The organism is Rhizorhabdus sp. GW822-FHT03C02 (assembly GCF_058801765.1).
Map to the genome: position 1 here is coordinate 16165 of NZ_JBXANN010000014.1, position 18752 is coordinate 34916.

General features: G+C 69.1%; 21 protein-coding genes. 10 read left to right on the plus strand and 11 right to left on the minus strand.

Features of this window, described 5'->3' with window-relative positions; genetic code table 11:
- Positions 1–141 precede the first annotated feature (141 nt).
- Positions 142–777, plus strand: a complete 636-nt coding sequence (locus tag AC1RM6_RS25690) for a hypothetical protein (RefSeq protein WP_493106606.1) — start codon at positions 142–144, stop codon at positions 775–777.
- 39 nt (positions 778–816) lie between these two features.
- Here AC1RM6_RS25690 and AC1RM6_RS25695 read toward each other — a convergent pair whose 3' ends face one another.
- From AC1RM6_RS25695 to AC1RM6_RS25705, 3 genes are all read right to left on the minus strand, one after another.
- Positions 817–1740 (minus strand): hypothetical protein, encoded by a 924-nt coding sequence (locus AC1RM6_RS25695; protein ID WP_493106608.1) that lies wholly within the window; start codon positions 1738–1740, stop codon positions 817–819.
- Positions 1741–1845: 105 nt separating this feature from the next.
- Entirely contained in the window at positions 1846–2391 is a 546-nt protein-coding gene (locus AC1RM6_RS25700; protein ID WP_493106610.1) for a phosphatase PAP2 family protein, read from the minus strand.
- Positions 2392–2416: 25 nt separating this feature from the next.
- Positions 2417–3265 carry an NAD(P)-dependent oxidoreductase gene (locus tag AC1RM6_RS25705; protein ID WP_493106612.1) on the minus strand — a complete coding sequence of 283 codons (849 nt, stop codon included), beginning with the start codon at positions 3263–3265 and terminating at the stop codon, positions 2417–2419.
- A 121-nt stretch (positions 3266–3386) separates the two neighbouring features.
- Here AC1RM6_RS25705 and AC1RM6_RS25710 point away from each other — a divergent pair, with 121 nt between their 5' ends.
- Both AC1RM6_RS25710 and AC1RM6_RS25715 read left to right on the plus strand, forming a co-directional pair.
- Positions 3387–3620 carry an AbrB/MazE/SpoVT family DNA-binding domain-containing protein gene (locus tag AC1RM6_RS25710; protein WP_493106614.1) on the plus strand — a complete coding sequence of 78 codons (234 nt, stop codon included), beginning with the start codon at positions 3387–3389 and terminating at the stop codon, positions 3618–3620.
- A complete protein-coding gene (locus AC1RM6_RS25715) occupies positions 3621–4040 on the plus strand; it encodes a PIN domain-containing protein (RefSeq protein ID WP_493106616.1) in 420 nt (139 codons plus the stop codon).
- Between the two features lie 9 nt (positions 4041–4049).
- On the opposite strand, the gene AC1RM6_RS25720 is transcribed toward AC1RM6_RS25715, so the two are convergent.
- From AC1RM6_RS25720 to AC1RM6_RS25745, 6 genes are all read right to left on the minus strand, one after another.
- Positions 4050–4799 carry an SDR family oxidoreductase gene (locus AC1RM6_RS25720; RefSeq protein WP_493106618.1) on the minus strand — a complete coding sequence of 250 codons (750 nt, stop codon included), beginning with the start codon at positions 4797–4799 and terminating at the stop codon, positions 4050–4052.
- Positions 4796–5521, minus strand: coding sequence for a pentapeptide repeat-containing protein (locus AC1RM6_RS25725; RefSeq protein ID WP_493106620.1), 726 nt, complete (start codon positions 5519–5521; stop codon positions 4796–4798). The genes AC1RM6_RS25720 and AC1RM6_RS25725 overlap by 4 nt, the downstream gene beginning before the upstream one ends.
- 23 nt (positions 5522–5544) lie before the next feature.
- Positions 5545–5865 carry a hypothetical protein gene (locus tag AC1RM6_RS25730; protein ID WP_493106622.1) on the minus strand — a complete coding sequence of 107 codons (321 nt, stop codon included), beginning with the start codon at positions 5863–5865 and terminating at the stop codon, positions 5545–5547.
- 47 nt (positions 5866–5912) lie between these two features.
- Positions 5913–7304 (minus strand): FAD-containing oxidoreductase, encoded by a 1392-nt coding sequence (locus AC1RM6_RS25735; RefSeq protein ID WP_493106624.1) that lies wholly within the window; start codon positions 7302–7304, stop codon positions 5913–5915.
- A complete protein-coding gene (locus AC1RM6_RS25740) occupies positions 7301–7759 on the minus strand; it encodes a DUF4126 domain-containing protein (protein WP_493106626.1) in 459 nt (152 codons plus the stop codon). Before AC1RM6_RS25740 ends, AC1RM6_RS25735 begins: the two co-directional genes overlap by 4 nt.
- Positions 7760–8028: 269 nt before the next feature.
- Positions 8029–8172 (minus strand): hypothetical protein, encoded by a 144-nt coding sequence (locus AC1RM6_RS25745; RefSeq protein WP_493106628.1) that lies wholly within the window; start codon positions 8170–8172, stop codon positions 8029–8031.
- Positions 8173–8553: 381 nt separating this feature from the next.
- Between AC1RM6_RS25745 and AC1RM6_RS25750 the strand changes: the two genes are divergently transcribed.
- Both AC1RM6_RS25750 and AC1RM6_RS25755 read left to right on the plus strand, forming a co-directional pair.
- Positions 8554–10590 (plus strand): M13 family metallopeptidase, encoded by a 2037-nt coding sequence (locus AC1RM6_RS25750; RefSeq protein ID WP_493106630.1) that lies wholly within the window; start codon positions 8554–8556, stop codon positions 10588–10590.
- Position 10591: 1 nt separating this feature from the next.
- On the plus strand, positions 10592–11266 hold the full coding sequence (locus AC1RM6_RS25755) for a spermine/spermidine synthase domain-containing protein (protein WP_493106632.1): 675 nt from the start codon (positions 10592–10594) through the stop codon (positions 11264–11266).
- 212 nt (positions 11267–11478) lie between these two features.
- On the opposite strand, the gene AC1RM6_RS25760 is transcribed toward AC1RM6_RS25755, so the two are convergent.
- Entirely contained in the window at positions 11479–11991 is a 513-nt protein-coding gene (locus tag AC1RM6_RS25760) for a peptidylprolyl isomerase (protein WP_493106634.1), read from the minus strand.
- 126 nt (positions 11992–12117) lie between these two features.
- Positions 12118–12738 carry a YbhB/YbcL family Raf kinase inhibitor-like protein gene (locus AC1RM6_RS25765; protein WP_493106636.1) on the minus strand — a complete coding sequence of 207 codons (621 nt, stop codon included), beginning with the start codon at positions 12736–12738 and terminating at the stop codon, positions 12118–12120.
- A gap of 128 nt (positions 12739–12866) precedes the next feature.
- Between AC1RM6_RS25765 and AC1RM6_RS25770 the strand changes: the two genes are divergently transcribed.
- From AC1RM6_RS25770 to AC1RM6_RS25790, 5 genes are all read left to right on the plus strand, one after another.
- Complete coding sequence (locus tag AC1RM6_RS25770; RefSeq protein ID WP_493106895.1) at positions 12867–13286, plus strand: secondary thiamine-phosphate synthase enzyme YjbQ; 420 nt, start codon at positions 12867–12869, stop codon at positions 13284–13286.
- A gap of 3 nt (positions 13287–13289) precedes the next feature.
- Positions 13290–13865, plus strand: coding sequence for a hypothetical protein (locus AC1RM6_RS25775; protein WP_493106638.1), 576 nt, complete (start codon positions 13290–13292; stop codon positions 13863–13865).
- A gap of 147 nt (positions 13866–14012) precedes the next feature.
- Positions 14013–14909 (plus strand): iron-containing redox enzyme family protein, encoded by an 897-nt coding sequence (locus AC1RM6_RS25780; RefSeq protein WP_493106639.1) that lies wholly within the window; start codon positions 14013–14015, stop codon positions 14907–14909.
- A gap of 95 nt (positions 14910–15004) precedes the next feature.
- Positions 15005–18109, plus strand: coding sequence for a helicase-related protein (locus AC1RM6_RS25785; protein ID WP_493106897.1), 3105 nt, complete (start codon positions 15005–15007; stop codon positions 18107–18109).
- Positions 18106–18687: a PRC-barrel domain-containing protein gene (locus tag AC1RM6_RS25790; protein WP_493106641.1), complete on the plus strand. Its 582-nt coding sequence runs from the start codon at positions 18106–18108 to the stop codon at positions 18685–18687. Before AC1RM6_RS25785 ends, AC1RM6_RS25790 begins: the two co-directional genes overlap by 4 nt.
- Positions 18688–18752: the final 65 nt, after the last annotated feature.

The following is an 18752-nucleotide window of genomic DNA, read 5'->3' on the forward strand; positions in this document are numbered from 1 at the left end:
ATCCGATGCGGACATGAGCGCGTGGCGATGCTTCCCATAAGGAAATCGGAACGGGGATTTTCAAGGGTGCGATGGTCGCGGCCCGTCGGCGACGGGCCGGGGCGGCTCGACAAGCGGCCGGCCAGGCGTCATCCAGACGCGATGAAGATCGCGCTCTGCATCCCCTGCCATGGCGACCCCAAGGCGGATTTCACCTTCTCGCTCGCGCGGCTGATCGCGGCGACCCTGACCCAGGGCAGCGGGATCGAGCTGGAGACGCTGATCGCGCGCAGCTCGATCCTCGTCCAGTCGCGCACCCGGCTGTTCGAATGGTCGCGCGACTGGGGCGCCGACTATATTTTATGGCTCGATTCCGACCATGTCTTCCCACCGCAATCGCTGCTCAGACTGCTCGACCGCCGCCTGCCGGTGGTCGGCGCCAACTATCGGCGGCGACATGCGGAGGTCTATCCGTCGGCGGTGCGCACCGACGGCCAGGGCAACTGGCAGTTCGTCGCGACCACCCCCGCCAAGGCCGCCAACGACCTGCTCGAAGAGGCCGACCGGATCGGCTTCGGCTTCCTGCTGATGGAGATGAAGGCGGTGGTCGCGGCGCTTGGCGATCCGCTCTACCCGCTGTTCGAGACCCGGTCGCTGGCCGACGGGTCGTTCGTCGGCGAGGATGCGCTGTTCTGCGACCGGCTTCGCGCGGGCGGGCTCAGCATCTGGGTCGACCATGGGCTGTCGATCCGGCTGGGCCATATCGGCGAACAGATCTTGATGTTCCCCGAACGCTGACCGGCCGGTCGCTTCATCGGCGATCGCGTATATCGCGGATCAGTGCGGGGTGCCGCCCGCCAGCGAACGGTTGACGCTGCCGGCCATCGTCTGCCGCTGTTGCTGCCCGAACATGTCGGCGGGCACCGCATAGAGCGCCTTCAGATAGGCCCGGTCGAAATCGGTCAGGTCCTGCGGCGCCCCGGCGCGGTCGCGGAAGGCGGACAGGATGGTGTTGACCATCGGCGCGTCGGGATTGGGGCGCAACTGCGCCAGCGACACCATCGCCAGATAGGCCGACAGCGTGCCATAGCCGATGCCCGCGACCTGGCCGGCATCGACCAGCACGACGATGCGCCGCAGGAAGGCGCTGGTGTTGGCGTGAAGCCGCGACGCGGTCCAGACATGAAGCTCGCCGCCGGAGCGCCCGCCGGTCGCGCCGTCGGCGGGCAGCATCACGTCGCCATGCGCCCCCTTGATCGAGGTCAGCGCCGCCCACCGCACCGGCGCGGTACTGCGCAGCAGCGATTCGACCGCCTGATGCTCCATCCCGACCAGCAGCCCGCGCGCGCCCGAACGCGCCTTGGCGACGAAGCCGCGCGGGTCGGACGTGACGATGATATAGATGTTGGGATGGCAGCCCGGCGGCTGCGATCCGATGCCGATGTCGCGCGCGACCTGGCCGATATGATCGGCGACGAACTCGCCGCCCTCGACCGGCAGCCCGGCGACCGCCAGGCAGACGGCCGCGTCCCACCGCGCATATTGGGCGTCGAAGCCGCCCTGCGGCACCGGCTTGCCGATCCGGCCGACCGCGTTGCTGTTGCGCTGCTTTTCGTCCTGGGTGACGCCCCGCACGACGATGTCGGCTGCGGTCTCCCCGGGATCGTCCACCTGCGTCCGCTGCACCTGGGTCGACTGGGCCAGGACCGGCTGGCCGACCGCCAGCAGGGTCGACGCCAGCAAGGCCGCGAAATGCTTCATCGCCAGTCTCCATAGCCCGTCGCGTGCCGCTCGACGGCCCGGCTGCGATACGACAGCTTGTCACGGCAGGACATCGCGATCAAGCCGCGCCCCGGCGCCTGGCGATCAGAACCGCGCCGCGACCGCCAGGCCGGCGCCGCCGGTATCGCCCCAGGGCAGCACCCGGACATTGCCGTCGCGCTTCGAGGTCAGCAGGAAGCCGCTGCCCTCGCCGATCGCCGCGCCGACGACGACGTCGTACCAATGATGTTTGCGCGCCTGCACCCGCGACACCCCGACGAACGCCGCGGCGAGCTGGGCAACGAAGCCCGCCTTCCAGCCTTCGCGATTGTGGATGCTGGCGGCGGCGGCGAACGCCATCGCCGAATGGCCCGAGGGGAAGCTCTTGTTGCCGCTGCCGTCGGGCCGCATCTCGGGAAAAGCTTCCTTGAGCCCGGTCTTGATCAGGAAGGCGGCGCCGACGCTCTCGCCCGCCTGCAAGCTGCCGTCCCAATCCCCGCGCAGCGCCGGCAGGCCAAGCGCGGCGACGATCAGCGCGTCGCGGGTGTAGCTGCCGGCATGGTCCCACGCCTTTTCGTCGCGGGCCTCCACCGGTGTCGCGAAAGCCAAGGCCGCGGCGAAGGTCAGGCCATATCGGGTGAAGCGTGTCATAATTCCGTAAGGTGCAGCTTATATGCTATGTGCGCAAGGTATAGTCGGCGACCGCCGACCAGTCGCGATCGGCCAGGCCGGCGTCGACCGCCTCCCCCATCCGCCCCTTGACCGCGGCGAGCATCGGCAGCGACTTGCCCGAAGCCTGTCCGACCGCGTCGGCGAGGCGCAGATCCTTGAGGCCCAGCGCCATCCGGAACCCCGCCTCGAAATCGCCGGCGACGATCTTGGCGCCGTAATTCTCGTAGACGCGGCCGCCGAACAGGGTCTGGGTCATCAGGTCGACGAAGGCGCCGCGACCGACACCCTGGCTTTCGGCGAGTGCGATCGCCTCGGCCATCGCCTCGATCGCCATCGCGATCATCATGTTGCCGGCGATCTTGGCGGCATTGGCGGCCTTCGGGTCGTCGCCCATCACGAAGGTGCGGCGGCCGATCACGTCGAAGACCGGCTGGACGGCCGCGATCGCCGCCGGATCGCCGGCGGCGACGATGTTGAGCTGGGCCGCTGCGGCGACGTCGGGGCGACCGAACACCGGCGCCGAGACATAGCCGATCCCCGCCGCCGCGTGCACCGCGGCCAGTTCGGCGGCGAAATCGACCGAGATCGTCGCGGTCACGACATGAACCATGCCCGGCCGCGCGGCCCGCAGCCGGTCGTCCGCGAGGATCACCGCGCGGATCGCCGGATCGTCGGAGAGCATGGTGAAGACGATATCGGCGTCGAGCGCGGCCTCGACACTGTCGACCAGCCGCACGCCCGCGGGCGGTTCGACCGGCGAACGGTTCCACGCATGGACGCCATGTCCCGCCGCCGCGATGTTGCGCGCGATCGGCGCGCCCATGCTGCCCAGACCGATGAAGCCGATATCCATGCCGAGTCTCCTTCTAACGCTGCCGCGCGCTATAGACCGATCGAGGAGATGGCGCGCCACTGCCGATTGACGTGGCCAGGTGATACATATACATTTCTATTGTATATCTACGGAGAGAAATATGCAGGTCACGCGCTGGGGCAATAGTCTTGCGATCCGCCTGCCAGCGGCGGTTGTCGAGGCGCTGTCGCTCAAGGAAGGCGACGACATCGAAGTGCGGATCGCGGGCGATCGGACATTCGACATCGATCGCGATCAGACCCGGCTCGCCGCGCTTGCGAGCATCCGCGCGCTGCGCCGCCCACTGCCTTCGGGATGGCGCTTCGACCGCGACGAAGCCAACGCCCGCGATTGAATGGCGAAGGTCTTTCTCGACACCAATATCGTCCTGTACGCGTTCAGCGAAGACCCACGTTATGCTGTTGCCGAAACGCTGCTTGCTCGCGGGTGCGACCTCAGCATCCAGGTTCTGAACGAGTTCGCCAATGTCGCGCGTCGCAAACTCGGGTTCGACTGGGACCAGATCGACGCTGCCCTGGATGCCATCGGTTCGCTCGCGCGGACGATCCATGCGATCGAGCTCGCAACCCACAAACGCGCGCTGCTTCTGGCACGACGCTATGGCTTCTCCTTCTATGACGCGCTGATCGTTGCCTCGGCGATCGGAGCCCGCTGCGAAATCCTCTATTCGGAAGATATGCAGGACGGCCTCGCGATCGAAGGCCGGCTGCGGATCGTCAACCCTTTTCGGAACCCGACGCCCGAGGTCGGATGAGCGCCGATATCAGGCGCTCCACCCGCCATCGATATTATAGGTCGCCCCGGTGACGAACCCGGCGGCGTCGGACACCAGATAAGCGACCAGCGCCGCCACTTCGTCGGCCCGGCCATGGCGACGGATCGCGAGCGGGGTGCGGTTGGCGGCGGCGTCGGGACCGTCGGCAGGGTTGCGCTCGGTGTCGATCGGGCCGGGCTGGATCAGGTTGGCGGTGATCTCGCGCGCGCCGAGATCGCGGGCGAGGCCGCGGGTCAGCCCGCCGAGCGCCGACTTGCTCGCGGCATAGAGGGTGCCGCCCGCGCCCGGCATGCGATCGGCGACGATGCTGCCGATCGTGACGATCCGTCCGCCGGCCTCCATCAGCGCCGCGGCCTTCTGCGTGGCGAGGAAGGGCGCGCGGACATTGACCGCGAACACCCGGTCGAAGGCATCGGCGGGATAATCTTCAAGCGGCCCATTGAGCGACAGGCCGGCATTGTTGACGAGGATATCGAGCCGGCCGAATTCGGCGAAGGCGAGATCGATCGCCCCGAGCAACGCCGCCGGATCGGCGATGTCGGCGGCGATCGCCAGCGCCTGCGCGCCGCTTGCCCCCAGTTCGTCGGCGAGCGCGGCGGCCTCGTCCGCGCGGCTGCGATGGACCATCGCCACCATCGCGCCGTCGGCGGCGAGCCGCCGGCTGATCGCGGCGCCGATCCCGCGGGTGCCGCCGAGGACAAGCGCGGCCTTGCCGCCAAGTGGCGCGACCGCGGTCATCGCACGTTGAGCCCGAGTTCGCCGAGCAGCTGCCCGGCCTGCTCGCGCGAGATGGTGGCGCCACGGAACAGCCCGGCGTCCATCAGCCGCAAGCCGCCGATATCGGCGCCACGCAGGTCGGCGCCCTCGAAGTGGCACCCGGCCATATGCGCGTCGCGCAGGCTGCAATCCTCGAACACGACCGCGCGGAAATCGCATTTGCGCAGATCGGCCTGGCCGAAATCGACCCGGCGCAGCGTCTGCTTGCGGAAACTGTGGCTGGGCAGCTTGGCGTTGATCAGCAGCGTCTCCTCGATCGTCAACTCGTACATCTTCGCCTCGGACAGGTCGGCGCCGGTCAGCTTGCAGCCCTGGAAAGCCGCCGCCGCGAGACTCGCGCGCCGGAACACCGCATTGTTGAAATCGCACGAGGCGAAGCGCGCCTCGCCGAGATCGGCGCCGACGAAGCTGGCGAACAGCCCCCGGCATGATCGCCATTCGGAGGCTTCGAGCAGCGCGCCCTGGAAGTCGGCCTTGCGGATATTGCAGCGATCGAAGGTCCAGCGGCGCAGGTCGAGCCCGGCGAGATTCGCTTCCTCGAGATCGCAGCCGGCAAGCTGGACCGGCACGCCCTTCGCCGCGAGCGGCTCGATCTCGGCGCGGGTCAGCGCGCGGTCGGACAGGATATCGGTGGAGGGCATATCGGCGGGGGGCTGGCGCTCGGCGAACAGGTCATAGGTCATCACAGGGCTGATACAGCAATTTGTCAGCGAGGCGGCGTCTTTCGACACGCCTTGCCGGCGAGTTCGAGCGACACCCCCACCCGCTCGACCCTGACGACGTCGCCGACGCGGCAGGCGAGTTCGATCGCGGGAATCAGTGCCTCGCCGTTCGTGCCATCGCCGGTGCGGAACGAGACCAGCACCGCGGCTTGCGCGTCCGCGGTCTGGTCGGCGATGTTGGTGACCGTCGCCACGGTCGGGCGCGCCGGATGGACCGACAGCATCGCGACATAGGCCATCGCCGCGACGAGCAGCATCGGCCCCAGGATGAGCCCCGCCAGGCCCAGCCGTCGAAGGATCGTCATCAACGCCGATCACCGGTGAAGGAGAGCCTGGAACGCATATCGCCGGTCTATCCCTGTTTCGCCGGCACGAGATCGCCGAGCAGGGTCGGCAGCAGCTCCGACACGGTCGGGTGGATCGGCACCGAGCGGATCAGCGTGTCGACCGGCTGTTTCGCGGTCATCATGTCGAGGATGCCGTGGATCGCCTCGTCGCCACTGGTGCCGAGGATCGCCGCGCCCAATATCTGCCGGGTCTCCGCATCGGCGACGACGGTCATGAAGCCCTGGGTCTCGCCCTTTTCGACCGCGCGGCCGACCCTGGCCATCGGCCGGGTCGACACCAGCAGCGGCCGGCCGGTCGCGCGTGCCTGTGCCTCGGTCATGCCGACCCGGCCGAGTGGCGGATCGATATAGAGCGCATAACCCTGCAGCCGGTCGGAGACCTTGCGCGCCTCGCCATCGAGCAGGTTGGCGGCGACGATCTCATAATCGTTCCACGCGCTATGGGTGAAAGCGCCGCGGCCGTTGCAATCGCCGAGCGCATAGATGCCCGGCACATTGGACTGCAGATCGTCGCCGACCTTGATATAGCCGCGCGCATCGGTCTCGACCCCGGCCAGGTGGAGACCGAGATCGTCGGTGTTCGGCCGGCGCCCGACCGCGAGCAGGACATGGCTGCCGATCACCTCGGGCTCGCCGCTCGCGCAGTCGACCCCGACCGCGACCCCGTCGGCATGCGGCGCGAGGGTGATGCAGCAGGCGTCGGTGCGGATCGCGATCCCCTCGGCGGTCAAGATGTCGCGCACCGCCTCGGAGATCGCGACATCCTCGCGCCCGATCAGGTGCGGGCCCTTTTCGACCACGGTCACCGTCACCCCGAAGCGGCGGTACATCTGGGCGAATTCGAGGCCGATATAGGAACCGCCGACGACGACCAGATGATCGGGCAGCGTGTCGAGCGCGACGATCGCGCTGTTGGTCAGATAGTCGACCGTGTCGACCCCGGGCAGGTCGGGCACCGCGGCGCGGCCGCCGACATTGAGGAAGATCCGCGGCGCGGTGAGCAGCCGGTCGCCGACGCGCAGCCGATCGGGCCCCTCGAACCGGGCATGGCCGCGGATGAAGCTCAGCCCCTTCATCCCTTCGAGCCATGTCTCGTTGCCGTGACGGGCGTTGAGGGTGACCCGGTGCGCGCGGGCGGCGACCGCCCTCATGTCGATGCCGACCTGGCCCTCGACGACCACGCCATAATCGGCGGCGCGGCGCGCGAGATGCGCGGCGTAGGCGCTGGCGACGAGCGCCTTGGTCGGCATGCAGCCGGTGTTGACGCAGGTGCCGCCGACCAGATGGCGTTCGATCAACGCGACCTTCTGCCCGGCCGCGGTCAGCCGGCCGGCGAGCGCAGGCCCCGCCTGCCCCGCGCCGACGATGATCGCATCGAAAGTTTCGGGGCAGCTCATAAGGCGCAGACGATCGCCGCCGCGCCGACGATCGCGACCAGATCCTCGATCAGCGCCGCCGGCCGGTCGCTGCCGAACGCCGCCGCGAGCTTCGCGCGCGCCGCCGCCCCGCCGAGGGTGCCGAGCACCGCGCCGATCGCACCGGCGAGCGCGCCGACGATCAGCATGTCATCGGGGATGGCGAGCGCCGCGCCGCAGACCGCGCCCATCAGGATGCGGGTGCCGAACTGGACCGGCACTTTGCGGCTGGGGGTCGAGGGAAGCTGGTCGGTGATCAGCTCGCCGATCGCCGCGACGGTGACGATCCAGGGGGTGAAGCGGAAGCCGAGAAAAGCAAGCCACGAGCCCGACAGATCGGGCGACCCCGCGGCGGCGGCCCAGGCGACCGCGGCCGGGGCGGTCATCGCACGGAGGCCGGCGACGACGCCGATCAGCAGGCAAAGGGTGATGAGCATGGTCGAACTCCCTGTTGGCGAAGCGATCGGGCCGATCGGCATTCGTGCAGGGTGTCGCGCAAGCGGAACGGCCGCGCAATGATATGTTGAGTGCGGGCGAACCATACCGAGATATGATTGACGCAGTTAGCCCCGCCATACCTCTCAACCGTCATGCTGAACTTGTTTCAGCATCCACTCTCATACTCGGGAACGCTCCCCCGTCGCACGGTGGATGCTGAAACAAGTTCAGCATGACGAAGGAGGAGCGTGTCCAAGCCATCCCCTCATCACCCCCGGTGAACGAACATCCGCGTCAGCTCGAAGGTCAGGAAACCGACCGCCGCGATGGCGGCGAGCAGGGCGACCAGCTTGAGCCAGACGGCCAGCGCCTCGGTGCGCGGTTTCGCCGGTTCGGGCGGCAGATCGGTCATCGTCATTCCTTCAACTGCCGGCGAAATCCGGATGCTTGCCGGCATCGGTGGCGCGGGGGAAACCGCGATCGGGCTTGCCAGCGCGCGGCAAACATGACCATGCCCGGCGCGATCGATGCGTTTCTTCCTGCCGATTTGGCCAGCGCCGCGACCGAATTGACATGACAGGACCATCCATGCCCAATCTGCGCACCGGCAACAAGCGCCACAATCGCGCGATCACGCGCCAGGTCGCCAAGGCGGCCGAAGCGACGAAGGCGGCTCCGGCGAAAGACGCCAAGGCAGCCTGATCGACGCGACGGCAGAACAGCGCGCTTTGGACTCGCCGCCCAAGCGGGTCTAAAGGGCGGTGTTTTCGCGTCCGCCGAAGGTCCATGCCCCATGATCCGATCGCCCCTCCTCCTCGCCTTGCTGCTGTCCACCAGTGCGATCGCCGCACCGCCGCTGCCCGGCGTCGACAAGAGCGCGATCGATACCGCGTTGCGGCCCGGCGACGGGTTCGATGCCTATGCCAATGGCGCCTGGCGCGCGAAGGCCGAGATCCCCGCCGACCGCTCGTCGACCGGAGTCGGCTATGACGTGTTCCTGGTCGCCGAGAAGCGCAATGCCGACCTGATCCAGAACGCGGCGGCGGCGAAGGGCGCCAAGGGCACGCCGGCCCAGCGGATCGCCGATTATCATGCCGCCTTCATGAACGAGGCGGCGATCGAGAAGGCCGGCCTCGCGCCGCTCAAGCCCGATTTCGCCGCGATCGCGGCGCTCAGGGACAAGCAGGCGCTGTCGGCGATGCTGGGCGCGAACATGCGGTCGGACACCGATCCGATCAACGCGACCAATTTCCAGACCGAGAATCTGTTCGGGCTGTTCGTGACCCAGGATCTCAACGATCCGACGCGGACGGTCCCCTATCTGCTGCAGGGCGGGCTCGGCCTGCCCGACCGCGACTATTATCTGTCCGACAAGCCCGACATGGTCGAGCTGCGCACCGCCTACAAGGCCTATGTCGCCAAGCTGCTGACGCTCGCCGGCATCGCCGACGCTCCCGCCAAGGCCGCGGCGATCTTCGATCTCGAGACCAGGATCGCGACCGCGCATGTCGACATCGTCACCAGCCAGGATGCGCACAAGGCGAACAATCCCTGGGTGCGCGACGACTTCGCGGCGAAGGCGCCGGGGATCGACTGGAGTGCCTATTGGCAGGCCGCCGGCCTGCCCGCGCAGAAGGACTTCATCGTCTGGCATCCGGGTGCGGTGACGAAGCTGTCGGCGCTGGTGGCGAGCGAGCCGCTCGCGACCTGGCAGGCCTGGCTGGTCTTCCACCGGATCAACACCGCCAGCTTCGCGCTGCCGGCGGCGATCGATGCCGCGCATTTCGATTTCTACGGCAAGACGCTGAACGGCACCCCCGCCCAGCGCACCCGCGCCAAGCGGGCGATCGAGGCGGTCAACGCCGATCTCGGCGACGATGTCGGCAAGCTCTATGTCGCCGCTTATTTCCCGGCCTCGTCGAAGGCGCGGATCGAGGCGATGACGAAGAACATCCTCGCCGCCTTCGACACCCGCGTCGCCGCGCTCGACTGGATGGCGCCGGCGACCAAGGCCGAGGCGCGGCGCAAGATCGCGACCCTCGACATCGGCATCGGCTATCCCGATGTCTGGCGCGATTATGCCGGGCTCGATATCCGTGCCGACGATCCGATCGGCAACCGCGACCGCGCCGCGCTCGCCGAATATCGCCACCAGATCGCCAAGATCGGCAAGCCGGTCGACCGGAGTGAATGGTGGATGACCCCGCAGACGGTCAACGCGCTCAACCTGCCGTTGCAGAACGCGCTCAATTTCCCCGCGGCGATCCTCGAGACCCCCTATTTCGACGCGCGCTTCGACGATGCCGCCAATTATGGCGCGATCGGCGCGGTGATCGGGCATGAGATCAGCCACAGCTTCGACAATCTCGGCGCCGATTTCGACGCCGAGGGCCGGCTCCACAACTGGTGGACCGAGGCCGACCTCAAGCGCTTCGACGCCGCCGGCAAGGCGCTCGCCGCGCAATATGACGGCTATGAGGCGCTGCCGGGGCTCCACCTCAACGGCCAGCAGGAGCTCGGCGAAAATATCGCCGACACCGCCGGGCTGACCGCGGCCTATGAGGCCTATCACGCCTCGCTCGGCGGCAAGCCCGCGCCGGTGATCGACGGGCTGACCGGCGACCAGCGCTTCTTCCTCGCCTTCGCGCAGAGCTGGCGGAGCAAGATGCGCGAGAAGGCGCTGCGCGCGCGGATCGCGACCGACGTCCATGCCCCGGCGATGTGGCGGGTCGAAACCGTCCGCAATCTCGACGCCTGGTATCCGGCGTTCGGGGTCAAGCCGGGCGAGAAACTCTATCTGGCGCCGGGCGCGCGCGTGCAGGTGTGGTGATATGATCCATCTCGAACTCGTCGACACCGCCGACATTCCGGGCGGCGGCCAGCTCCGACTCATGCGGCGCAAGGATGAATGGTCGATCCTGTTCGAGCGCAACGAGTTGATGAGCAGCCGGGTGCGCGGGTCCGAAGAGGCGCTCGCGACGCTGACCGCCGAACGGCTCAAGGCGCGCGCCCCGCACATGCTGATCGGCGGGCTCGGCATGGGCTTCACCCTCGGTGCCGCGCTGAAAATCCTGCCGAAGAGCGCGACGATCGTCGTCGCCGAGCTGGTGCCCAGGATCGTCGACTGGGCGAAGGGCGAGCTCGCGCATCTGTTCGGCGACAATCTGTCCGATCCGCGGGTCTCGGTGGTGGTCGGCGACGTCCATGACCGGATCGAGGAGGCCGCGACCGACCGTTACGACGCGATCCTGCTCGACGTCGACAATGGCCCCGACGGGCTGATCCAGGCGAGCAACGACCGGCTCTACAGCCTCGACGGCTTCCGCGCCGCGCGCAATGCGCTCAACCCCGGCGGGGTGCTGGCGATCTGGTCGGCCTATCCCGACAAGACCGTGGCCGACCGGCTGCGCAAGGCGCGCTTCACCGTCGAGGAACTCAAGGTCCGCGCGACCGGCGGCCGCAAGGGCGCCCACCATGTGATCTGGCTCGCGACGCGGGTGGGGTGAATTCCTCTTTCCCCTCTCCCCACGGGGAGAGGGAGGGGCCCGGCGCGCAGCGACGGGAGGGTGAGGGCACGCTGGCGGATATGCGGGACGCTCGGCCTATGGCCTCGCGCCCCCTCACCAGTGAGGCGGTACGGGATGCTCCCAGCATCCCGTAGGTCATGCCGGGGGCATGACCGGCCGCCTCACTCCTCTCCCCCATGGGGAGAGGGAGCTTACGGGCACGCCTTCCCCACCAGCTTCGCTGCCATGATCGCCACCGGCACCCGCAGCTGGTCGCCCTCCAGCGCCCCGCCATAGATCCGGTCGAGCACCCGCCGCCCCGCCACCAGCCGGCCGAACGCGGCGAAGCCCTGGCCGTCGCGGTTGCGCTTGCCGCCATAATCGAGTTCGGGGCTGTCGGCGACGACCACGAAGAATTCGGCGGTCGCGCTGTCGGGGCCGTCGCGCGCCATCGACAGCGTGCCGGCGCCATGATGGAGCCCGGTCAGGCTGGTGCGCTCGAGCGGGATCGGCGCGAAGGCGTGCGTGCCCGGCCGGCTGTCGGGATAGGCCTGGACGACCGCGATCGGCACCGGATTGGGGCTGGTCATCTCCATCCGCACCACCCGGCGGAAGACCCCGCCGGCATAGGCGCCCGCCGCGACATAGCGCGCGAAATTGCAGCTGCTGACCGGGGCATGGACCGGATCGAGTTCGAAGATCATCCGGCCGGCGCTGGTCGACATGACCACGCGTGGCGGGCCCGAAACGGCGGGGCCGGCGAAAAGACCGATGGTGAGGAGCAGGATGAAGGGTCGCACACCGAGTCAGACGGGCGACGCCGCGCGAACCTCAATCTCCCCGTAAAAAATTCAGGCGGTCGCCCCCCGCAGCGACGGCGATCCGGCCGGGCGGTCCTCACCGCGCGAATAGGTGCCGATCAGTATTCCGACCCCGATCACCCGCCCCGCCATCGCCTTGACCAGCTCGCCACGGTTCGGCGAGGCGCCGATATCGGGCAGCTCGGACAACGCGAACAGCTGGAACACATAATCATGGGCGCCATGGCCGGTCGGCGGATCGGGCGGCAGCCAGCCCTCCGCGAAGAAGCTGTTGCGGCCGACGTCGCGGCCGTCTGGTCCGCCGTCCCCGTCGCGCGCGATCGCCCCCTCGCCGATCCGCCGCTCGTCGGCGGGCAGGCCCCAGACGATCGCGTGGACCAACGGGGTCGGCATCGGCGCGTCGGCATCCTCGACGATCAGCGCCAGCCCGGCGGTGCCGTCGGGCACCGCGCCCCAGACCAGCGGCGGCGACAGCCCGTCGCCATCGGCGGTGAAGCGCTCGGGCAGGCGCCCGCCATGCGCGAAGGCGGTGCTCGACAGGTCGATCCGCGCGGCACCGGCGAATTCGGGCCGGGCCGCCACCAGCTTGGCATGGCCCGCCCGCACGTCGTGGAGCCATTCGCCGAGCCAGCGGGGAATATGTTCGAGCATTCGGGACCGACCTCTTCCGATCGCCCGTGCGACCGGGCAGCCTCGCCGATGTTAGTAGCGGGCGCTAATACGGCAAGGCCTGCGATCGGCGGAGGCGACGAGGACGGCCAATGATGGGACAGGCAGCGATGCGACAGGCGACGACGATGATCATGATCGAGACCCGCCGCCAGGGGCTGGTCGACGTCACCCGCCCGATCGCCGGCTGGACGCATGATCAGGCGATGCGCGAAGGCCTGCTGACCGTCTTCTGCCGCCACACCTCGGCCTCGCTGCTGATCCAGGAAAATGCCGCGCCCGAGGTCCGCACCGATCTCGAAGCCTATTTCGCGCGGATCGCCCCCGAGGATGCCCGCGCTTATGCCCATGACGACGAGGGCCCCGACGACATGCCCGCGCATCTGCGCACCGCGCTGACCCAGGTCCAGCTTTCGATCCCGCTGATCGACGGCCGGCTTGCACTCGGCACATGGCAGGCTATTTACCTGTTCGAGCATCGGCGGCGTCCGCACCGCCGCACGCTCGCGCTCCATCTGATCGGGAACTGAGCCATGGCCGACACCGCAAATCTCAAGGTTTTCCGCACCACCACCGGCGTCCACGACGCCTATGTCGCCGCCCCCAGCCGCAAGGCCGCGCTCGAAGCCTGGGGCAGCGAGACCAATCTCTTCGCGCTGGGCAGCGCCGAGCAGATCAGCGATCCTCGGCTGATGAAGGCCCCGCTCGCGACCCCGGGCGTCGTGGTCAAGAAGCGGCGCCCCGCCGAAGCGGCTCCGGCCGAGCCGGCTCCGGTAGCAGCCGCCGCGGCCCCCGCCGAACGCCCGCGCCGCGAGCGCCCCAAGCTCGAAATCGTCGCCGCCAGCCCGGCCGCGCCGCCGGTCGTCAAGGCCGAAGCGAAGCCGCGGCCGAGCCGCGAGGACTTCGACGCCGCCCAGACCGCGCTCAAGCAGGTCCAGGCGGCACAGGCCGCGGCGCTGAAGGCGCTGGCCGCCCGCGAGGCCGAACTGGGCCGCGAGCGGCGCATCCTCGAACGTGGCCAGGCGCGCGACCTGGCGCTGGCCACTCGCGCCCGCGATGTCGCGAAGGCCGGCTATGAGAAGGCGATCGCGCGCTGGCGCGCCGCCTGATCGGCCTTTGGATCGGACGCCGGCGGCCGGGCCACGCCCCGGCCACCGGCGTCCGATAACTGCCTCACCTGGGTTAAGTTCGCGGCGATCGCCGGAAACCATTCGCGCCTCGACCGGTTGATAGGCTCGACCGAGAGGAACCCCGACATGGCAACCCATTTCCGACGAAGCGCCGAGACCGGCGCTTCGCAATTCCTGACCGACAGCTTTCAGCGCGGGCTCGCCCACTGGAATCGCGAACGGCTCGCCCCGCAATTTCCGGACGACGACTGGCAGACGACACTCGACCGCGACCATCGCATGCTCCGGCTCGAAGGCGGCTTCATCGAGGAGCTGCGTGCACAGATTACCGCCGAGGCGGCCACGGTGCCGACCGATCCGGCCGGCTTCATCGCCTGGTTCGAAGGGCTGAAAGAGGTCGGCCCCGGCCAGAATGACCCGCTCTTTCCCTGGCTTGCCGAAGAGGCGACCCGCGACGAGCTGCGCTGGTTCTTCGAGCAGGAGGCCGCCGGCGAGGCCGGGTTCGACGATCTCGTCGCGCTGACCCAGGTCAAACTGCCGGTCGGCCCCAAGCTCGAACTCGCGCGCAACTATTGGGACGAGATGGGCCGCGGCAACGCCAGGGGCATGCACGGTCCGATGCTCGACGCGCTGGTCGAGACGCTCGCCGTGAACCCGGTGATCGAGAATACGGTGTGGGAAAGCCTCGCGCTCGCCAATGCGATGACCGCGATGGCGACCAGCCGCCGCTACGCCTGGCATTCGGTCGGCGCGCTCGGGGTGATCGAGCTGACCGCCCCAGGCCGTTCGGCGCTGGTTGCCAAAGGGCTGCGGCGGATCGGGCTGTCGGACAAGGAACGCCGCTATTTCGATCTGCACGCGGTGCTCGACGTCAAGCACAGCGCCGACTGGAACCGCGAGGCGCTGATTCCCGCGGTCGCCGAGGATCCCGCCCGCGCCCGCGCCATCGCCGAAGGCGCGCTGATCCGGCTCAATTGCGGCAGACGCTGCTTCGACCGCTATCGCACCGCCTTGTGGTGCTGAACGCGACCGCGGAGACGCCCGAGATCGATGGTGCAGCCAATGAGCCGCTAGCCGAGCCACAAGGGAGTCCGGCATCGGCCGGCGAGACGGTCGCGGTGCTGGCGGAAGCGCTGGCGCGAAGCGATGTCCTGTTCATCGCCTCCGACGAGCAGCGTGCGGAGGCGATCGCCGCGGCACTCAGCGCGGCTGCGCCCGACGCGGCAGTCATCCATTGCCCCTCCAGCGACGCCTTGCCCGGAGACCGCAGCCCCGCCTCCCCTGCCAATGTCGGACGACGGGTCGCGGCGCTGCGGCACCTTCGCCAGATGCTTTCGGCCGAGACGCGCCGTCCTACGATAGCGCTGGTCAGCACTGCCGAAGCCGCAGCCCGCCTCTATCCACCACCGATGGCGTTCGACGCCGCCCCGCCTGTTCTCGCGATCGGCGACGCGCTCGATCCCGAGCAGTTCGCCGATGCGATGACGACGATCGGCTATATATCCGACGACCGCGTCGACGAGCCTGGAGAAATCGCGGTACGCGGCCAGGTGATCGATATTTTTCCCGCTGATGCCGGAATGCCGGTCCGGATCGAGATCGACGAGGATCGGATCGTCGCGCTGCGATCCTATGACCCCGGCAGCCAGCGCGGACTGGACGATCTGCAACGGCTCGAGATCGGCCGGGTCGACGAACCGTCCGAACCCGCCACCGCCAGCCTGTTCGATCATCTGACCCAATGCGCAATCCTGCTCGACCCCGACGCCCTGGTCCGTGCCGGGCGCTTCGTGGCGCTCGTCGAGGACGCGCGCCGGGCCGGAAGCGACGCGATACTCCCAGCGCCCTGCGCCCCCGCGCGATGGCCGATCGCCGATCGCGAGCGTCTCGACCCGATCGCCGCCGGTGCGCCGGTACCGCGCTTCGCCGAACAACGCGCACCGTTGCGCGCCTTTGCCCGCATCGCCCGCGAGCATCTTGCCGGCGGCGGGCGGATAGCACTCGCGGGCGGCGCCCGCGACCTGCGCTTCCTCGGTCCGCGCGTCGCCAAGGCGCTCAAGGCCCGCATCGAAACGCTCGGAAGCTGGCAGGTCGCGATCCAGCTCGCCCCCGGTACGATCGGTGCGCTGGCGATGCCGATCGACCGCGGATGGCAGAGCGGCGACCTGCTCGTCGTCGCCGCGTCCGATCTGCTCGGCAGCCGCGCCGTCGGCGGGTCGGCCGCCGTCCAGGCCGACCCGTTCGCCGGCACCGGCGAAATCCATGTCGGCGATCTCGTCGTCCATGAGGATCATGGCATCGGCATCGTCGCCGGGCTCGAAACCGTCCCGCTCGACGGCGGCCTGGCGGGCGATGCGATCGCGCTCGATTATGCCGCCGGCGGCCGTCGGCTGGTCCCGGTCGACGAGGCCGACCGGATCTGGCGCTACGGCGCCGATGCCGATGCGGTCGCGCTCGACCGGCTCGACGGATCGAGCTGGCAGAAGCGCCGGCTCGCGATCGATCAAGCGATCGCCGAAAGCGCGCGCGGCCTGACCGCGATGGCGGCGGCGCGGGCCAAACGCCGGATCGCGCCGATCGCGCCCGACCCGGCCGCCTATGAGCGGTTCGGCGCGACCTTCCCCTTCACCGAGACTCCCGACCAGGCGCGCGCGATCGCGGCGGTGCGCGACGATCTCGCCTCCGGAATCCCGATGGACCGGCTGGTGATCGGCGATGTCGGCTATGGCAAGACCGAGGTCGCCCTGCGCGGCGCCGCGCTGACCGCGCTCGCCGGCCGGCAGGTCGTGATCGCCGCACCGACCACGGTGCTGGTCCGCCAGCATATCGACAGCTTCACCCGGCGCTTCGCCGGCACCGGCATCGTCGTCGCCGGCCTGTCGCGGCTGTCGAGCGCCGCGGACAGAAAGGCGGTCAAGGCCGGTCTCGCCGACGGGTCGATCGGCATCGTCATCGGCACCGGAGCGGTGGCGGCGAACGATGTGCGCTACCACGATCTAGGCTTGGTGGTGATCGACGAGGAACAGCGTTTCGGCGCCGCCGACAAGGATCGGCTGCGCGGGCTCGGCGACACCAATGTGCTGAGCCTGAGCGCGACGCCGATCCCGCGTACGCTGCAGGCGGCGCTGATCGGGCTGCAACAGCTTTCGGTGATCGCGACGCCCCCCGCCCGCCGCCAGCCGATCCGCACCAGCCTGGGCGATTTCGATCCGCAGGTGGTGCGCACCGCGCTGCTGCGCGAGAAAAGCCGCGGCGGCCAGAGCTTCGTGGTCGTGTCGCGGATCGAGGATATGGCGCCGATGGCCGATCGCCTCGCCAGGCTCGTCCCTGAACTCCGCCTCGTCGCCGCTCATGGCAAGATGAAGCCGCTCGACATCGACGCGGCGATGGTCGCCTTCGCCGCCGGCGACGGCGACGTGCTGCTCGCGACCAACATCATCGAGGCCGGGCTCGACGTGCCGCGCGCCAACACGATGATCGTCTGGCGTGCCGATCGCTTCGGCCTGTCGCAACTCCACCAGTTGCGCGGTCGGGTCGGGCGCGGTGGCCGGCGCGGCCAGGTGCTGCTGCTGACCGATGCCGATCATCCGATCGCCGAGGCGACGGTCAAGCGGCTGCGCACGCTCCAGGCGTTCGACCGGCTGGGCGCCGGCTTCGCGATCAGCGCGCGCGATCTCGACATGCGCGGCGCGGGCGACCTGCTCGGCGACACCCAGGCCGGCCATATGAAGCTGATCGGCATCGACCTTTACCAGCATCTGCTCGGCGGCGCGCTGCGAACGGCCCGTGGCGAGCATGTCGAGCATTGGAGTCCCGATCTCGCGCTCGGCCTTGCCGGCGGCCTGCCCGAAAGCTGGATTCCCGACACCGACATCCGGGTCGCGCTCTATGGACGGCTCGCGCGGATCGAGGATGGCGACGCCCTCGACGGCTTCATCGCCGAACTCGAGGATCGGTTCGGCACGCTTCCCGACGAGGCCGTGTTGCTGCTCGACATCGCTGCGATCCGCCTGCTCGCCCGCGAACTCGACATCGGCCGGATCATCTCGGGCCCGGCGGCGATCGCGCTCGAACCGCGTCACAAGCTGCCTGCCGCGCACACCGCCGGGCTCGTCGAGAAGAAGGGCCGCTGGCTGCTCCCCGAGGCGATCGACGACCCGGTCGCGCGGCTCGCACGGCTGCGCGGCCTGCTCGACGATCTGATCGAGGCGTCATCGTCATGATCGAGGATGTCGCCGGCTGGGTCGCCCCGATCGCGACCGCGATCGCCGCGGTGATGACCGCCGCCAATCTCGGTGCGCGCGTGACCGGCTGGGGATTCGTCGTCTTCACGATCGGGTCGATCGGCTGGTGCACGGTGGGCCTGGCGAGCGGCCAGACCAACCTGCTCGCGACCAACGCCTTCCTCACCCTGGTCAACGCGCTCGGCATCTGGCGCTGGCTGGGGCGGCAGGCGAATTACGAGAAGACCGGCGCGGCCGCCACCGAGGCGAGTCGCGAGGCGCCTTCGGTGCCGACCCAGCGCAGCGCCACCGCGCTGGCGGGCGCCGCCGTCACCCATCGCGACGGATCGTCGGCGGGAACGTTGATCGAGATGATGCTCGACTGCGACAGCGCGGCGATCGCCTATCTGGTGGTCGCGACCGGCGGTGTCGGTGGGGTCGGCGAGACACTCAAGGCGGTTCCATCCGGCCAGTGGCAGCTCGGCGCCGACAGCATCTTGCTCGACATCGACGCGCCGGCGCTCGCCGCGCTGCCCGACTGGACACCGGAGGAAGCAAAGCGCGAGGCGCGGCGTTGAATTTTCGAACAGTAATTCACAATGTAGATTTAATATTCCGGAACTATCACCGCCGATATTCGTCC

What these genes read in the sequence shown, in the direction of transcription:
- AC1RM6_RS25690 (WP_493106606.1), top strand. Translation starts at nt 142, where the DNA reads ATGAAGATCGCGCTCTGCATCCCCTGCCATGGCGACCCCAAGGCGGAT.
- AC1RM6_RS25695 (WP_493106608.1), bottom strand. Translation starts at nt 1,740, where the DNA reads ATGAAGCATTTCGCGGCCTTGCTGGCGTCGACCCTGCTGGCGGTCGGC.
- AC1RM6_RS25700 (WP_493106610.1), bottom strand. Translation starts at nt 2,391, where the DNA reads ATGACACGCTTCACCCGATATGGCCTGACCTTCGCCGCGGCCTTGGCT.
- AC1RM6_RS25705 (WP_493106612.1), bottom strand. Translation starts at nt 3,265, where the DNA reads ATGGATATCGGCTTCATCGGTCTGGGCAGCATGGGCGCGCCGATCGCG.
- AC1RM6_RS25710 (WP_493106614.1), top strand. Translation starts at nt 3,387, where the DNA reads ATGCAGGTCACGCGCTGGGGCAATAGTCTTGCGATCCGCCTGCCAGCG.
- AC1RM6_RS25715 (WP_493106616.1), top strand. Translation starts at nt 3,621, where the DNA reads ATGGCGAAGGTCTTTCTCGACACCAATATCGTCCTGTACGCGTTCAGC.
- AC1RM6_RS25720 (WP_493106618.1), bottom strand. Translation starts at nt 4,799, where the DNA reads ATGACCGCGGTCGCGCCACTTGGCGGCAAGGCCGCGCTTGTCCTCGGC.
- AC1RM6_RS25725 (WP_493106620.1), bottom strand. Translation starts at nt 5,521, where the DNA reads ATGACCTATGACCTGTTCGCCGAGCGCCAGCCCCCCGCCGATATGCCC.
- AC1RM6_RS25730 (WP_493106622.1), bottom strand. Translation starts at nt 5,865, where the DNA reads ATGACGATCCTTCGACGGCTGGGCCTGGCGGGGCTCATCCTGGGGCCG.
- AC1RM6_RS25735 (WP_493106624.1), bottom strand. Translation starts at nt 7,304, where the DNA reads ATGAGCTGCCCCGAAACTTTCGATGCGATCATCGTCGGCGCGGGGCAG.
- AC1RM6_RS25740 (WP_493106626.1), bottom strand. Translation starts at nt 7,759, where the DNA reads ATGCTCATCACCCTTTGCCTGCTGATCGGCGTCGTCGCCGGCCTCCGT.
- AC1RM6_RS25745 (WP_493106628.1), bottom strand. Translation starts at nt 8,172, where the DNA reads ATGACCGATCTGCCGCCCGAACCGGCGAAACCGCGCACCGAGGCGCTG.
- AC1RM6_RS25750 (WP_493106630.1), top strand. Translation starts at nt 8,554, where the DNA reads ATGATCCGATCGCCCCTCCTCCTCGCCTTGCTGCTGTCCACCAGTGCG.
- AC1RM6_RS25755 (WP_493106632.1), top strand. Translation starts at nt 10,592, where the DNA reads ATGATCCATCTCGAACTCGTCGACACCGCCGACATTCCGGGCGGCGGC.
- AC1RM6_RS25760 (WP_493106634.1), bottom strand. Translation starts at nt 11,991, where the DNA reads ATGTCGACCAGCGCCGGCCGGATGATCTTCGAACTCGATCCGGTCCAT.
- AC1RM6_RS25765 (WP_493106636.1), bottom strand. Translation starts at nt 12,738, where the DNA reads ATGCTCGAACATATTCCCCGCTGGCTCGGCGAATGGCTCCACGACGTG.
- AC1RM6_RS25770 (WP_493106895.1), top strand. Translation starts at nt 12,867, where the DNA reads ATGCGACAGGCGACGACGATGATCATGATCGAGACCCGCCGCCAGGGG.
- AC1RM6_RS25775 (WP_493106638.1), top strand. Translation starts at nt 13,290, where the DNA reads ATGGCCGACACCGCAAATCTCAAGGTTTTCCGCACCACCACCGGCGTC.
- AC1RM6_RS25780 (WP_493106639.1), top strand. Translation starts at nt 14,013, where the DNA reads ATGGCAACCCATTTCCGACGAAGCGCCGAGACCGGCGCTTCGCAATTC.
- AC1RM6_RS25790 (WP_493106641.1), top strand. Translation starts at nt 18,106, where the DNA reads ATGATCGAGGATGTCGCCGGCTGGGTCGCCCCGATCGCGACCGCGATC.